This is a genomic window from Natrialba hulunbeirensis JCM 10989, assembly GCF_000337575.1.
In the GTDB taxonomy this organism is placed as follows: domain Archaea; phylum Halobacteriota; class Halobacteria; order Halobacteriales; family Natrialbaceae; genus Natrialba; species Natrialba hulunbeirensis.
This window is the reverse complement of sequence record NZ_AOIM01000041.1, coordinates 202,735-216,611: the sequence shown is the minus strand read 5'-3', so window position 1 is coordinate 216,611 and position 13,877 is coordinate 202,735. Positions and strand designations below refer to the sequence as shown.

Genomic DNA, 13,877 nt, shown 5'->3' with positions numbered 1-13,877 from the left:
CGGGTAGATGGTTTCGACGCGGGTCGTCGTGCTCGTCTCGTTCGGCGCGAGCCTGGCAATCGCGGTCGCGAAGTTCGTCGCGTACCTGACGACCGGGAACGTCAGTATGCTGAGCCAGACCTACTACTCCGTCAGCGACGCTGCAAATCAGGTGTTGCTGTTGCTCGGCTTTCGACTCAGCGAGGCCGGCGAGAGTCGGAAACATCCGTTCGGGCGCGGCAAGGAGCAGTACTTCTTCGCGTTCGTCGTCACCGTTCTGCTGTTCGGCATTGCTGGGTTCGCCTCGGTTCGGGAAGGGTATGCTGCACTCGACGGGCCGGCCGGTGGGACCAACGTCACGATCAACTACGTCGTTCTCGGCGTCGCACTCGTCTTCGAATCCTACGCGTTCTACACCTCCTATCACGGCCTGCAGACCGAGCGGGAAGCCGCGGGATTCACCTCGTTGACTGCAACCTTTCGCCACTCGAAGGACGCACCGTTGCTCACCGCGGCCACCGAGAATATCGTCGCCGTCATCGGCGTCGTCGTGGCGATTCTGGGCGTCTACCTCACGTCACAGACTGGTGATCCGGTCTACGACGCGACGGCGAGCATCGTCATCGGCCTGCTGTTGATGGCGCTCGCACTCGCACTCGCCTGGGAAAATCGCAGTCTCATCGTCGGCGAGGGTGTCACCCGGACGGAACACAGAGCGATCGTCGACGCCATCGAGTCCGCCGACGGCGTCGCCGAACTGCTCGATCTCAGAACGATGCATCTCGGCCCCGACTCGGTGCTCGTCGCCTGTGACGTTCGGTTCGATCCCGACCTGGAGACGGCCACGATCGAGCAGACCGTCGACGTAATCGAGGCCAGAATTCAGGACGGTGTGCCGACTGCGGATCGGATCTACGTCGAGGCGGAAACAGAGTTACAGACAGAAACAGAAGCGGAAGCAAAAACGGAAACGGAAACAGAAACCGAATCCGACCCCAAGGACGGGGAGTAAGGCCCCCAACCGATCACTCCTCTCGATCCACCACGAACTCCGTAAACGTGTTGAGCCGGTCGGTCGTCTCCGCGTCCAACTCGAGTCCAGCAATTTCTGCACGGGCTTCGGCGGCAAGGTCGAGGGCCTGTTCGCGGGCGTACTCGATGCTCCCTGCATCCTCGAGAATCGAGAGCGCCTCGAGGACTTCCTCGTCGGTGTTCGTCTCGGCTTCCAGGATTTCCTGGAGTCGCGTGGCCTGTGCCGGCTCGCTCTCCTCGATTGCGTGGATGACGAGCAGGGTCTTTTTCCCCTCACGAACGTCGTTGCCGAACTCCTTGCCGAATTCGCCGGCGCGACCGAGGGAGTTCTCGACGTCCAGAATATCGTCGCCGATCTGGAACGCAACCGCGGTTAGTTCGGCGTAGGTCGCGACGGCCTCCTCGACGTGGGCGGGCTGGTCGGTGATGATCGCCGCGAGTCGCGCGACGATACGGCCGAGACAGCCGGTCTTGCAGGCACACATCTCGAGGTACTGCGCCGGCGTGATGCGGACCTCGCGCTCGTTGTGCCAGCAGATGTCCATCCCCTGCCCGAGGTGGGTCCGGTTGAGTTCGTCCATCAGCATCTCGTAGGCCGCCAGTCGCTGTTCGGCCGGCAGGTCGCCGGGGTTCTCCCGCAGAATCTTCAGCGGCAGGAAGTAGAGGGCGTTGCCGGCGTTCAGCGCGACGTCGCGCCCGTAGATATGGTGCAGGGCGGGTTCCCCGCGGCGCTTTGCCGCCTGATCCTCGACGTCGTCGACGATGATGGTCCCGTTGTGCAAAATTTCGGGAATACAGGCGTAGGGCATGTACTCGGTCGGGTCCTCACCGAAGCCCTCGATAAAGACCAGAAAGAGCACCGCACGCCATCGTTTCCCACCTCGGTCGAGCAAGTCCCAGAGCGGATCCGACAGCGCCCGCTGGATGCCGTCTGGATCGTACTCGTACGTTGGCTCGCCGAAGAACGACTCGAGGTAGTCGGTGTCGATCTCCCGCGGCACGAGGTCGGCAATCGCCTCGTCTACGGCCGGCCGCCACTCGGCAAGCGTCTCCCGCATACACGCCCCGAGTGCGAGCGGGGTAAAAAAGATTCTCAGTTCGCACTGAACGTCCGGTTTTCGGGTTAGATAGCCGACAGTAGAGCGCCAAGTTCCGGCACAGTCGTCGCCGAACGGTACAGTTACACGCCCCCAGTGTGACCCCTGTCCCATATCCATGACTACCTGGATCAGTGATGTGTTCACCAGCGACGTTGGCTGGACGCATCTCGAACATCTGGTCGACATCGGCAACCGAATGGCCGGCAGCGACGGCGAACGCGAGGCCGCGGAACTGACCCGCGACGCCCTCGCCGAGGCCGGCGCACGAAACGCCCGCCTCGAGTCGTACGACATTCAGGGCTGGGCGCGCGGCGACAGTGCGGTCGTCACTGCCAACGAGGAACTCGAGTGCATCGCGCTCCCGCGAAGCCCGAGCGACGAGGCGACGGCGGAACTCGTCGACCTCGGCTACGGGCTGCCGGAGGACTTCGAAGAAGCAGCCCTCGAGGGTAAAATCGCGATGGTCCGTAGCGACATTCCAGAGTACTACGAGCGCTACATCCACCGCCGGGAGAAGTACTACCACGCGGTCGATCAGGGTGCCGTCGGCTTCGTCTACCGCAATCACGTCGAGGGCTGTCTCCCACCGACGGGCAGTGTCGGCACCGAGGACGACCCGATCGGCGATATTCCGGCGGTCGGCGTCTCGAGTGAGGTTGGCGCGCGACTGGGCCGGCGGTACGACGGCGAGGAAATCTCCGTCTCCGTCGAGGCGGACATCTCCGAGGCGACGAGCCAGAACGTCCACGCCGAACTCGGCCCCGAGACGGACGAACGCGTGCTCGTGACGAGCCACGTCGACGCCCACGACATCGCAGAGGGAGCCCTCGACAACGGCGCCGGCACCGCGATGGTCGTCGAACTCGCGAACGCACTCGCTGCGCGTGAGGACGAACTCGAGACGCGCGTCGAGTTCGTCGCCTACGGTGCGGAGGAGGTCGGCCTGGTCGGCTCCGGCTACCACGCCGAGCAGGCGGATCACGATTCGATCAAGGCGATTGTCAACAACGACGGCGTCGTCCGCGGGCGCACGCTCTCGCTGACGACCCACGGCTTCCCCGAACTCGAGGCCGCCGCAGAGGAGGTCGCAGAGCGCCACGGGCACCCGATCGAGACGGTGCCACAGCTCGGCCCGCACAGCGACCACTGGCCGTTCGTTCAGTGGGGGGTGCCAGGCTACCACGTGATGTCGACCTCGGACGAGGTCGGTCGCGGCTGGGGGCACACCTTCGCCGACACGCTGGAGAAAATAGAGAAGCGCACGCTGCGCGAGCAGGCCATCCTCCTCACGGATCTGACCGTCGACCTCGCACGCGAGGAGCAGACGATCGAGCACCGCGAGCCAGAGGAAATCGCCGCCGATCTCGAGGCCCAGGATCTCGCCGAGGGAATGAAGATTACTGGTGATTGGTTGTACAAGAATTAGTTGGCGTAGTTAGTGTTGTGTCCCTTCCGATAGTTTTCACAATATCCAAACTTAGTGCCGCGACTACGAACGCACTGCTAATATATTAGCGATTAATCACTCTTAATGGAGATATATACGCAAATAAAAATATGTGTACTAATCCATATCGGAATTCATAATTACTAGTTTTATATTGGGGCTACTAATCCTCCAAATTATTCTAGTTTTGGATATATTATACATAATTTATAATATGTTCTAGAAAACTCTTATTTATTGACTCGATATAGTAGGTAATATGCCACGAAGGCATACAACACAGAGACTGTCGAAGATGGGTCGTCGACGATTCGTGAATGCGCTTGCTGGGCTCGGTGTCTCCACTGCGGCGATCAGCGGGTTAAGTCAAGAAGCGATGGCTGATCTCGTGGATGATCCAAAAAAGGAGGTGCCACGTGTCCTGGGATATGTCCATACAGATCACGAGGCAGTGAAGAATGGTGCTTCTCCTGACAGAGAGGCGTTATACTACACTATTTCTCGAGAACAATGGGTTCGCATTGAAAGTGCCCACGACGCGCGACAGCAAGTCGAACAGCAACTCGACGGCCGGTTCGACGATATCAAAGTCTGGGTAACGACCAATTCGAACGACGAGAAACGTATCGATGTTGAGGTGTACGATGATGGATCTCTCAGTCGCAAAGATGTTGAAGCAGTCGAAGGTACTACACCTGGATCCATCACCGGTGTAGCTGGCCGAGGAACAGAAGCAGAAAGCGCTGTTGAAGGTATTCCTGTCGCCGTTGAACGGATCAATATTAAATCCGAGCCACAGAACCCAGTATCGTTGGAGTCCGATCAAGAATTCCCTGATGATTACTACTATGCAAGTGACTGGGACAATATTCCTGCTGGAGCAGCATGTTTCTTCGCCGACGCGGACGGACAAGGTGGAGTAGGAACAACCTGCGTTCCAGTAGATGACGGCGACGTGAAGAAAATGCTCACTGCAGGTCACAACCTCAGTGAAATGAGTGTCGATGGCGAACTTATCAACCCCAGTTTGGGCTTGGTATGGCTCGAAGATGATAGCCCTTACCATTTTTTGGAAGATGAAGTTGTATTTGACGACGACGAACGGAAAAATGTTCTTGACGCAGGCACGATGCACAATACGTCAGGAAACGCTCTCGAATATGAGTTCGCCACGAATCACGGCACGACATCTGGTGACATAATCGGGACCCTCTCGCGAGAACGAATCAAGGACATCGAAGACGACGGAACTTGGGACGATGAGATGACCTATCACCAGGGTGCGAGAACTGGAGAAGAGCGTGGATATGGGATCGAAAAGGTGAACGACAACGCGTTCCAGACCGATATCCCACACGATTCAGTTCAACAGGGAGACTCTGGTGGCCCGTACTACGTTCGCAATACCTCTTCAGTAAGTCCCACCCCTTTCGACCTTATCATGGGAGTACATAGTTGGTCTGATGCAGACGAAAATACTTGGGGTACAATCATGGAAGTAATCGAAGACGAACTTGGCGTAGAAGTATAACGACCACCTCTGTCTCCATTGAACTTATTACATCCGAATGTTTTATTTATATATGGGCCGTCATTTCCCCTGATGTCCCCCGAACGGTCCCCCTCCACGAGCCGTCGTTTTGTTCTGCAGACGGTTGCCACGACTGGATTGCTCGGTATCGCCGGCTGTCAAGTGAGAAGCGAACCCGCTCACTGGACGGAACTCGACCTCCGAGGAGACACCACGTACACCGACGACCCCAACTGGCGAATGCTCGGCCACGACACTGGAAACACGTTCCACAATCCCCACGCGGATGGTCCCTCTGACGATCCGAGCGTCCAGTGGACGCTCAACGATAGCACTGGCGAAGAGACCAGTGGCCACCCTCGCCGCCATCCGCTGATCGTCGATGGCACGGTGTACACTACTATCGAACGAGCGGAAACGAGCGATACCAGTGAGAACGAACACCGAACATTCGTCGCTGTCGATCCCGACACCGGCGAATTTGAGCCGATTTTCGAGGCGGAGCACCGTATCTGGCGTCCGACGATCGTCGACGATACCGTTTACGCCGCCGTCGGGACGTCCGTTCGAGCGTACGACCTCGCCGACGGAACCGAACGCTGGCGGAGTGACAAGCTGAGCAGCGGACTCTCCTCGGTTCGGCGAGTCGGGGACGCGATCGTCGTCCTCTCCGATACGGAACTGTACGACTACTCGGATGGGGATTTCGAGCCCCTCCCGCAGCTGTACGTCCTCGACGCCGAGTCAGGGGACGTACGCTGGGACAGCGCTGGCGCGAGCGGCGGGAATGAGCCACGCCTACCACTCATCACCGATAGTGGCGTCCTGTATCCGAACGCTGCGTCCTTCAGAGATCTTCGCTCGGGCGAACCGGGCGCAGAACTATCGACACCGGTCAACTATCCCGTCCTTCGAGACGGCGAGTACTATGGCTCCGACGACGGCGGTCTCGTCTCATACGACTGGGAAACGATGGAGAACCGTTGGGAGTACCGTCCAGACGACCGTTCAATTGGGGGTGGATGGGCCAGCGTCGTCGGCTCCGTCGTCGTCATCGACGATTTCCGCGGCCCCGGATTCGTCGGGCTGGACCGGGACACGGGTGAGCGTCTCTGGGCCACCGAGATCTGGGACGACAGTTTCGGCGCGATCTTCTGGGCGAGCGACGAGGATACCGTCTACACCGCCCACGACGGCGGGATGACGGCCGCTCTCGATATAACCGACGGCTCCGTCAAGTGGCGTCTCAACACCGACGAAATGGAATGGGGACTCGGGAGTGGCTGCGCGTTGGCCGACGATCTGTGGCTCACCGTCGGGCGCGACGGGACGCTGTTTGCAATCTCGTGATCGTCGGACGTGTCGTCGCGGCCGCGAGCGACTGATCGTGCCGGACGCCCGGCCGCCCCTTCGGACCTTACGCTTTTGCACCCGCCGCGCGAACGAGATGGCATGAGCGACGGGGACGACGGCACCCAACCCGACCACGACGAGCCAGTCGTCGGCGTCGTCGATCCCACCGACGCGGTTTCGATATCATCAGCGGACGATGACACACGCGAGCTGGTTGACGATGGTCTCGATGTTAGTGCACTCGAGTCCACCCTCTCTACACACGACGCCACACTAGTAGTCGACACCGAGGCCACCTCCGTTCTGGACGCCGATCCGGTGGTCGTCGTTGCAGTCGGTGAGACGGCCCTCGCGGAGAGCGCACGCGAGAGCGTTACGAGCGATGGGCAGCCGCCAATTCTGCCGGTCGGCTCGATTCCCGGCCTCAGCACCGTCGCCGCGGAAAGCCTCCCCGACGCGCTCGCAGCTGTCCTGGCAGGAGAAGGTGAAGCCACGCACTGTGAGCGACCGGTACTCGAGTGCACCGCCACACTGGCCGACGGCTCCGAGACGACCGTTCGAGCGCTGTTTGACCTTACGCTCGCCGCCGCCGAACCCGCCGCAATCTCCGAATTTTCGGTTCGAAGTCGGGGGGAATCGGTCGGCTCCGTCCGCGCGGACGGCATCGTCGTCGCGACAGCGCTCGGGACGCACGGCTACGCGAGTGCACTCGAGTCCCCGCGGCTCTCGCCCGTGGTCGATGCTGTGTCCGTGGTTCCGATCAGTCCGTTTTCGACGAGTTCTCGGCAGTGGGTCCTTCCGCCGGACGAGGTCGTGTTGACGGTCGACCGGGACGAGCAGCCAGTGGCGCTGATCGCGGACGACCAGTCGGTGAGTCACGTTGCAATTGGGGCTCCAATTATGATGTCGGTGGTGGGGCTGGTGTCGATTCTGTGCGTGCCTGAGATTCCTCTGTGAACTGGGTTATGGGGCGTCGCACAGACTGTGTACTGCAGAGTGAACAGGGCAGGGACACAGACAGGGACAGTACGAGAGTATGAGGGTATGAGAGGGTATCAGATTGAAAAACTGCGGAACGAACCGAAACGTGTACGATCCGCCGGGAATTGCGCTGGCCCTGTGCTGTGGTCGGTGCATCCGGTCGATCGGTCGGCCCGGGAGCACGGAACGCGAGGTCGCCCGCCCGCTGCACTCGCCCGAATGCAGCCAGGTCGTGTTCCGTGCGTGAGCGATTTACACTACAGTTGCCGTGACTGCCTCTTACCGCTACTTACAGTCGCCGCGACTGGCACGTGACGGCGACAACTGTCTAGCTGTTGTGCGGCTCTTCGTCCCGGTGATTATTGGGATTCGTGTTTCCGAGTGCCTCCGCCTCGCGCTCGTCGGATTTGTGCTCGATATCCTGTCGGCGCTCCTCCTCGTCGCGACGCTCTCGAGCCTCTTTTTCTTCCTCAGTGAGTTCTTCTTCCGCTGCGTCTGCGTCGTCGTTGTTGTCGGTGTCTTCGTGTTCCAGTTCGACGTCCCGCCCGTGCTCGTCTTTTCCGGTCCTGTCGGTCTGGCCGGTTTCGTCTGGGTCATCAACCATAGTGATCGCATCAAGAGCTAACACGTCTCACTGAAAAGGTGTTTGGCTTGCGTGGGTCGTGTCGGATCCGGATCAGTCGTGTCGAGGCCAGTGCAGTCGGTTCACCGCCACCTTGGATCCTACCAGGGCTCGCCTGACGCCAGATCGATCTCGCTGTCACCCTTCTCCGAGGGGCAGATATCCGCAAGCACGCAGTCGCTACAGTCCGGATTGCGGGCCGTACAGGTCGCCCGTCCGTGGTCGATACAGAGGTGGGTAAACTGCTGCCAGTACCCGTCGGGGACGAGCTCCATCAGTTCCTGTTCGATCGGCTCGGGGTACTCCTCTTCAGTTAGTCCGAGGCGACGCGAAAGGCGCTGAACATGCGTGTCCACGACGATTCCCTCGACCACGTCGTGACCGTGCTGAAGCACCACGTTCGCCGTCTTGCGGCCGACGCCGGACAGTTCGGTGAGTTCGTCCATCGTATCGGGCACCTCGCCGTCGTGCTCCTCGAGAATTATCTCACAGGAGTCCTTGATGTAGCCGGCCTTGCTGTTGTAGTAGGTGATCGAGTTCAGATCCTCGGCGAGTTCCTCCTCGGGTGCGTTGGCGTACTCTTCCGGCCCGTCGTACTTCTCGAAGAGGTGCTTCGTTTCCTTGTTCACCCGCTCGTCGGTACACTGCGCCGAGAGGATGACGGCGATCAGTAACTCGAGTCGGTTCGAGTACCGAAGCGAGATCGTCGAGTCGGGGTAGGCCTCCTCGAGTCGGTCGACGATTTCCTCGGCCTGTTTCGTGCGGCTGTCACGCGGCGTTCCCATGGCAGAGTGCTTGCGAGAGCGGCCATTTGAGGTGTTCGGTTGGCGCTGGCGGTGTCGCTCGCCCGTTCGGTTAGATGCCGTGACCTTTAAGCGACCGTCACGCCCCTGTGAGGGTATGAAGGCGACCGCGATGGCCCACCCCATCCAGGGGCTGGTCAAATATCACGGGATGCGCGACGATATCGAGCGACTCCCGTATCACGACAGCATCAGCGTCTGTACGGCCCCGAGTCACACCCGCACTACCGTCGAGTTCTCGATGGACTACGACGAGGACACCTACGTCGTCGACGGCGAGGAACTCGAGGGCCGCGCGGCCGAGCGCGTCGACGCCGTCGTCGAGAAGGCCCGAGACATGTCCGATGCGGCACACACGGTCTACCCGGTCCGACTCGAGAGCGAGAACAGCTTCCCGACGAACGTCGGCCTTGGCTCCTCGTCCTCGGGCTTTGCCGCGGCGGCGATGGCGCTGGCCGAGGCGGCCGAACTCGATGCCGACCGACCAACCGTCTCCACGATCGCACGCGTCGGCTCGGCTTCGGCCGCTCGTGCGGTGACGGGTGCGTTCTCGCAACTCAACACCGGGCTGAACGACGAGGACTGTCGCTCCGAGCGACTGCCGAGTAACCTCCACGAGGATCTGAAAATCATCGTCGGGCTCGTTCCCTACCACAAGGAGACCGAGGACGCGCACAACGAGGCCGAGGACAGCCACATGTTCCAGGCCCGCAACGCCCACATCCACGGCCAGATCGCCGAGATGCGCGACGCGCTCCGTAACGACGAGTTCGATGACGTGTTCGAACTCGCCGAGCACGACTCGCTCTCGCTCGCGGCGACGACGATGACCGGTCCCGAGGGCTGGGTCTACTGGCAGCCAGCCACGCTCGCGATCTTCAACCGCGTACGTGAACTCCGCGAGGAAGAGGACATTCCGGTCTACTTCTCGACGGACACGGGCGCGAGCGTCTACGTTAACACGACCGAGGAGCACGCCGAGTTCGTCGAAGAGGAGATCGCCGACTGCGGTGTCTCGACGACGATCTGGGACGTCGGCGGCCCCGCTCGCTTGCTCGACGAGGACGAGCACCTGTTCTGAGAGCGGTTTTGCGATTTTTCGAGGCCGGTCGTTGTCCTGTGTCGTCCCGAATTAGCGGCGTAGCGGGACAACAGTTGGTCTCAACACCAGACCCAGGTCACGACGCTGCATCGAGTCGGACGAGCGCGATGCACGCGATGCTGTCATCCTCTCGCGTCGGTGCAGGAACGGTCAGCTCTGCCGCGTACAGTCCCGGTTCAAGTTCGGGATCGTCTCGAACGGCAGTGACTGCGTCGACGAGCGACCACGTCTGCGTCTCGCCAGCAGGGACAGTCAGGGTACCGTTTCCGGCTCGGTCCTGCTGAATATCGTGCCAGTCCGCTCCCGTATTGGTGCGAATGTGCCAACTGTACGGATTGAACGTTAGTTCGCTGGCAGAGTTATTACGAAGCGTCAGAGAGATTTCCGTTTCGGGGATCCCATCGGCCACGGTACTGCGTTTCGGACGTGACTCGAGAGACACCGCGGCTGAAGCCGGATCGACAGTATGAGAGCAGACGACACTCTCACGGTCAGTTTCGTACGGTGGACACGGCTGTGTCTTGGTATCTGGGATTTGAGGGTCCGTGCCGTCTCCGGATTCTGGTGAGTCGGAAGGTTGTTCCGAATCGCCAGTGGGGAGGGGGGCGCTGAGACAGCCAACGCTACCGAGGACGGCCCCAGTCCCGACGTGTGCGAGAACGCGGCGGCGATGCATACTGAACGTCACAGTATCAGTTTATAAAGATATGATGGAAGGTGAAAGAATTATTTGAGCGACTCACACGGCGCTCGTGTTGGCGTCTGTGTTCGTATTCGTGTCCGTGAACGCGTTCGTTTGGTCCCCAGTATTTGGGCCCGCAGGACCTACATCGAGTATGCACGTCGTCGTCCTCGGTGGCGGCTACGCGGGCCTGACGCTAACCCGCGAACTCGAGAAGCGAGTGCCCACAGATGCGGACATCGAACTCACCCTGGTCAACGACTCGCCGGACCACCTCGTCCAGCACGAACTCCACCGCGTGCTCCGCCGGCCCGAACTGGCGAACGCGATCACCGTCTCGCTCCCGGCCGTCCTCGACCGGGCAACCGTCCGCGTAGCGCGCGTCGAGGCCATCGACCGTGAACGCCGGACCGTCAGACTCTCCGATGGTACGCTCCCCTACGATATCGCGGCCGTCTGTCTCGGCGCACGGACTGCCACCCACGGAATAGCGGGCGTCCGCAAACACGCGACCCCGTTCAAACGACTCGCCGATGCGTTTGCCGTCCGTGCTCGAGCGCGGGAGGCGCTGCGCGAGCACGATGATACTGAGACACCCTTTGTCGTCTGTGGGGCCGGTCTCTCGGGCATCCAGGTCGCCGGTGAACTTGCCGCACTCGCTCGTGAGGGTCACGGATCGAACGCAGACGCTACGCTATCTATCACTCTTATCGAACAATTCGACACAGTCGCCCCACAGTTCGATTCTTCCTTCCAGCGTGCGGTGACAGACACACTCGAGTCCGCCGGCGTCACAGTCCGGACCGGGACAGCCGTTACTCGAGTGACGCCGTCGGCGGTGGGACTCGAGTCCGGTGAGGAACTCCCGGCGGAGTGTGTCGTCTGGACGGGTGGGATTCGGGGGACGGACGCCCTCGATCGAGAACGGCCGCCGGTGGGACCGGCGTTAGAACTCGACGAGCGGACGTTTGTGCTCGGCGATGCGGCGCGGGTAACTGATGCAGAGGGTGAGGCGGTTCCGGCGAGTGCCCAGAGTGCGATGCAGGCAGCGCGGGCGCTCGCCCCGACGATTGCTCGTCTCGTGAGCGACGAACGTGACGTGAGCGATGAGCACGCCCAGAGTCGTGGAACGGAGTCGGTGTCGGCTTCGGTGTCCGCGAACTTCGCGTTTGACTCACCTGGCTGGGTCGTCAGCGTGGGTGACGAGGCGGTCGCACAGGTTGGGTCGAACGTGCTCACCGGTCGCGGGGCGCGACTGCTCAAGACCGGTGTCAGGCTCCGGTATCTCGCTGCAATCGGCGCGGCTGATCGGGCAGCGGTGCTTGCACGCGAGGAAGTCGGTCGCCGACTGCCGTTCGAATTCGATCGCGACCCGTAGGTGGTCGACGTACGAAAGAGTGTGGACCGAAGCGAAACGAGACGGGGTGGTGCCTTCTCGGTTCGATCGCCGGTCCGATTCGGTGGCGTGGGTCGACGTGCACGTGCGGGCCGAACGTCAGGTGTCAGATGTCACGTCTCACGTGCCGGACGCCAGTTGTGATCGTCCGGTTCGGGCGGAATCCGTCACGTGGGGTCATGTTGGTGGATGGGGTGCGTGGTGGTACGCTGCGGTGGGGATGGTGGAATGGTGTGGTGTTGTGGTTGGTGTGACTGCATCGCCGACACCGCACGTTGGTTCGACCCTGCAAGACCGCAAGACCACAAACCGCAAGACGGCGTCACTTGCAACACAGTGTTACCAGCGCGGTCGTGTGTACCGCATGGCTCTGAGTGCCATGCCGAGCACGAGTAGCGCGATGAACGCTACCGCGAGCCACTGGCCGGTGTGGGTCAGCAACGCGCCGCCGACTGCACCGAGCAGATCGACGCCGGTTGCCTGGCCAAGGGCGAACAGCACGACCGCGAGGCCAACGAGCACGACGATCGTCTGGACCGCGGTCGACAGCAGCCATGCGCCGATGTCGAACCGCGAACCTCGTCGCTGGTCCGGCGGCGGCTGTTGCTCCCGTGCGGGAGCGTCCGTGTCTGCCGCCGAGTCGGACCGGGTGCGTTCGTGTTGGGACATGAGCGGTCACCCCGATCACGACGACCAGCGACGACCGGATTATTATAGGTCAGCTAAGCACCGACTCCACACTAACCGCTCAAAGCGTCGTCACTACCGTCTCGTTTCCCCACAGAAGGTGTTTCGCCACCCAGAAAACCGTTCGATTCACGCAACAATCCGTCGCCGTCACCGAACCCTACTCACGTCCAGCGGTCCAGTCCGGTCTGTGTCACACTCTCCTCGATCCGCTCGAACCCGCGCTCGACCTCGTCAGCATCCACCTCCCACTCCTCGGTCACGTACTCTCGCGCCGCCGCTATATCCGGATCCAGCGTCGTCTCGAACTCGTACTCGTCAGTCACGTTCGGCTCCCGAAAGAGCGCTCGCACGCGGTCGCCGTACTCGAGTGTCTCGCCGCGTGCTTCGAGGACGCTCCAGAGGTCACCGTGCTCGGAGATTGCCGACAGCGCGGTTTTCGGGCCGATGCCCGAGATACCCTCGTTGAAGTCCGTCCCGATGAGGATGGCCGCGTCGATGAGTTGCTCGAGCGTGAGGTCGTGGTGGGCCAGTGTGGCCTCGAGATCCATCAGTTCGGGATCGCCCTTGCTCGTGAGCTGTCGAAGGGTGTATGGCGAACCGAACAGCAGTGCGTCGTAGTCCTCGGAGCCGACGTAGTCTGCGTCGCCACGCCGGACCATATGGGCGGCCTGTGCCTCGCCCTCAGCGGGCGCTTCGACGATCGGCACGTCGAGCAATCGGAGGAGTTCGCGGCTGGTCTCCTGGATCGTCGGCGTCAGTCGCTGCGTACGCGACTCGAGTTGGGCGATGGCCACCTCGTCGCCTTCCTCGCGGGCGGTCTCGAGTTGCTCCTCGTACGTCTGGCGCTGCTCGCGGCGAGATTCGATCTCGTCCTCCTTGAGCTCGGAGGGACCGCCATCGAAGACCATCACCGGCGTCACGTCGTTCTCGAAGAACTTGGGGAGTCCCTGAACGATGCCGAGCAGGTTGGCAACCTCGGTGCCGTCTGCGGTCGTATACTTCGAACTGCTGGTCCACTTGACGGTCGTCGTCAGGTACCGGTAGAGCCAGTTGTGCGCGTCAACGGCGACGACACCCTCGATTTCGGAGAACGGAACCTCTTCGATGACGGCGATGTCGCGTAAAGCAGCGTTTCCCATTAGGCCACTAGTGGTGGGTC

13 protein-coding genes are annotated in these 13,877 nt (G+C 61.3%); 7 read left to right on the top strand and 6 right to left on the bottom strand.

The genetic code is table 11. The annotated features are described in order from the left end of the window. The first annotated feature begins 7 nt into the window (after positions 1-7). A complete protein-coding gene (locus tag C483_RS17150) occupies positions 8-991 on the top strand; it encodes a cation diffusion facilitator family transporter (protein WP_006654629.1) in 984 nt (327 codons plus the stop codon). Positions 992-1,004: 13 nt separating this feature from the next. Here the strand turns inward: C483_RS17150 and C483_RS17145 are convergent, their stop codons facing one another. Continuing rightward, on the bottom strand, positions 1,005-2,069 hold the full coding sequence (locus C483_RS17145) for a polyprenyl synthetase family protein (protein WP_006654628.1): 1,065 nt from the start codon (positions 2,067-2,069) through the stop codon (positions 1,005-1,007). Positions 2,070-2,226: 157 nt separating this feature from the next. Between C483_RS17145 and C483_RS17140 the strand changes: the two genes are divergently transcribed. The 4 genes from C483_RS17140 (at position 2,227) to C483_RS17120 (ending at position 7,399) form a co-directional block, all read left to right on the top strand. Further along, entirely contained in the window at positions 2,227-3,537 is a 1,311-nt protein-coding gene (locus C483_RS17140; RefSeq protein WP_006654627.1) for a M28 family peptidase, read from the top strand. A 280-nt stretch (positions 3,538-3,817) separates the two neighbouring features. Beyond that, the gene (locus C483_RS20130; protein ID WP_152419903.1) at positions 3,818-5,089 is read left to right on the top strand and encodes a trypsin-like serine protease; all 1,272 of its coding nucleotides are present in this window, start codon (positions 3,818-3,820) and stop codon (positions 5,087-5,089) included. A gap of 72 nt (positions 5,090-5,161) precedes the next feature. Further along, entirely contained in the window at positions 5,162-6,439 is a 1,278-nt protein-coding gene (locus C483_RS17125) for an outer membrane protein assembly factor BamB family protein (protein ID WP_241431532.1), read from the top strand. A gap of 102 nt (positions 6,440-6,541) precedes the next feature. Beyond that, positions 6,542-7,399 carry an NAD(+)/NADH kinase gene (locus tag C483_RS17120; protein WP_006654623.1) on the top strand — a complete coding sequence of 286 codons (858 nt, stop codon included), beginning with the start codon at positions 6,542-6,544 and terminating at the stop codon, positions 7,397-7,399. A 352-nt stretch (positions 7,400-7,751) separates the two neighbouring features. Here the strand turns inward: C483_RS17120 and C483_RS17115 are convergent, their stop codons facing one another. Then, entirely contained in the window at positions 7,752-8,027 is a 276-nt protein-coding gene (locus C483_RS17115; RefSeq protein ID WP_006654622.1) for a hypothetical protein, read from the bottom strand. Between the two features lie 119 nt (positions 8,028-8,146). Then, a complete protein-coding gene (gene nth / locus C483_RS17110; protein WP_006654621.1) occupies positions 8,147-8,830 on the bottom strand; it encodes an endonuclease III in 684 nt (227 codons plus the stop codon). Between the two features lie 115 nt (positions 8,831-8,945). Here nth and mvaD point away from each other — a divergent pair, with 115 nt between their 5' ends. Next, entirely contained in the window at positions 8,946-9,929 is a 984-nt protein-coding gene (gene mvaD / locus C483_RS17105; protein ID WP_006654620.1) for a phosphomevalonate decarboxylase MvaD, read from the top strand. Positions 9,930-10,026: 97 nt separating this feature from the next. On the opposite strand, the gene C483_RS20985 is transcribed toward mvaD, so the two are convergent. Continuing rightward, complete coding sequence (locus tag C483_RS20985; protein ID WP_006654619.1) at positions 10,027-10,359, bottom strand: hypothetical protein; 333 nt, start codon at positions 10,357-10,359, stop codon at positions 10,027-10,029. 427 nt (positions 10,360-10,786) lie between these two features. Here C483_RS20985 and C483_RS17095 point away from each other — a divergent pair, with 427 nt between their 5' ends. After that, positions 10,787-12,010, top strand: coding sequence for an NAD(P)/FAD-dependent oxidoreductase (locus tag C483_RS17095; protein ID WP_006654618.1), 1,224 nt, complete (start codon positions 10,787-10,789; stop codon positions 12,008-12,010). 357 nt (positions 12,011-12,367) lie between these two features. Here the strand turns inward: C483_RS17095 and C483_RS17090 are convergent, their stop codons facing one another. Continuing rightward, positions 12,368-12,697, bottom strand: coding sequence for a hypothetical protein (locus C483_RS17090; RefSeq protein ID WP_006654617.1), 330 nt, complete (start codon positions 12,695-12,697; stop codon positions 12,368-12,370). Positions 12,698-12,879: 182 nt separating this feature from the next. Then, positions 12,880-13,857 carry a flap endonuclease-1 gene (gene fen / locus C483_RS17085; RefSeq protein WP_006654616.1) on the bottom strand — a complete coding sequence of 326 codons (978 nt, stop codon included), beginning with the start codon at positions 13,855-13,857 and terminating at the stop codon, positions 12,880-12,882. Positions 13,858-13,877: the final 20 nt, after the last annotated feature.

Coding starts and splice junctions, on each gene's coding strand:
- C483_RS17150 (WP_006654629.1), top strand. CDS start 8: ATGGTTTCGACGCGGGTCGTCGTGCTCGTCTCGTTCGGCGCGAGCCTG.
- C483_RS17145 (WP_006654628.1), bottom strand. CDS start 2,069: ATGCGGGAGACGCTTGCCGAGTGGCGGCCGGCCGTAGACGAGGCGATT.
- C483_RS17140 (WP_006654627.1), top strand. CDS start 2,227: ATGACTACCTGGATCAGTGATGTGTTCACCAGCGACGTTGGCTGGACG.
- C483_RS20130 (WP_152419903.1), top strand. CDS start 3,818: ATGCCACGAAGGCATACAACACAGAGACTGTCGAAGATGGGTCGTCGA.
- C483_RS17125 (WP_241431532.1), top strand. CDS start 5,162: ATGTCCCCCGAACGGTCCCCCTCCACGAGCCGTCGTTTTGTTCTGCAG.
- C483_RS17120 (WP_006654623.1), top strand. CDS start 6,542: ATGAGCGACGGGGACGACGGCACCCAACCCGACCACGACGAGCCAGTC.
- C483_RS17115 (WP_006654622.1), bottom strand. CDS start 8,027: ATGGTTGATGACCCAGACGAAACCGGCCAGACCGACAGGACCGGAAAA.
- nth (WP_006654621.1), bottom strand. CDS start 8,830: ATGGGAACGCCGCGTGACAGCCGCACGAAACAGGCCGAGGAAATCGTC.
- mvaD (WP_006654620.1), top strand. CDS start 8,946: ATGAAGGCGACCGCGATGGCCCACCCCATCCAGGGGCTGGTCAAATAT.
- C483_RS17095 (WP_006654618.1), top strand. CDS start 10,787: ATGCACGTCGTCGTCCTCGGTGGCGGCTACGCGGGCCTGACGCTAACC.
- C483_RS17090 (WP_006654617.1), bottom strand. CDS start 12,697: ATGTCCCAACACGAACGCACCCGGTCCGACTCGGCGGCAGACACGGAC.
- fen (WP_006654616.1), bottom strand. CDS start 13,857: ATGGGAAACGCTGCTTTACGCGACATCGCCGTCATCGAAGAGGTTCCG.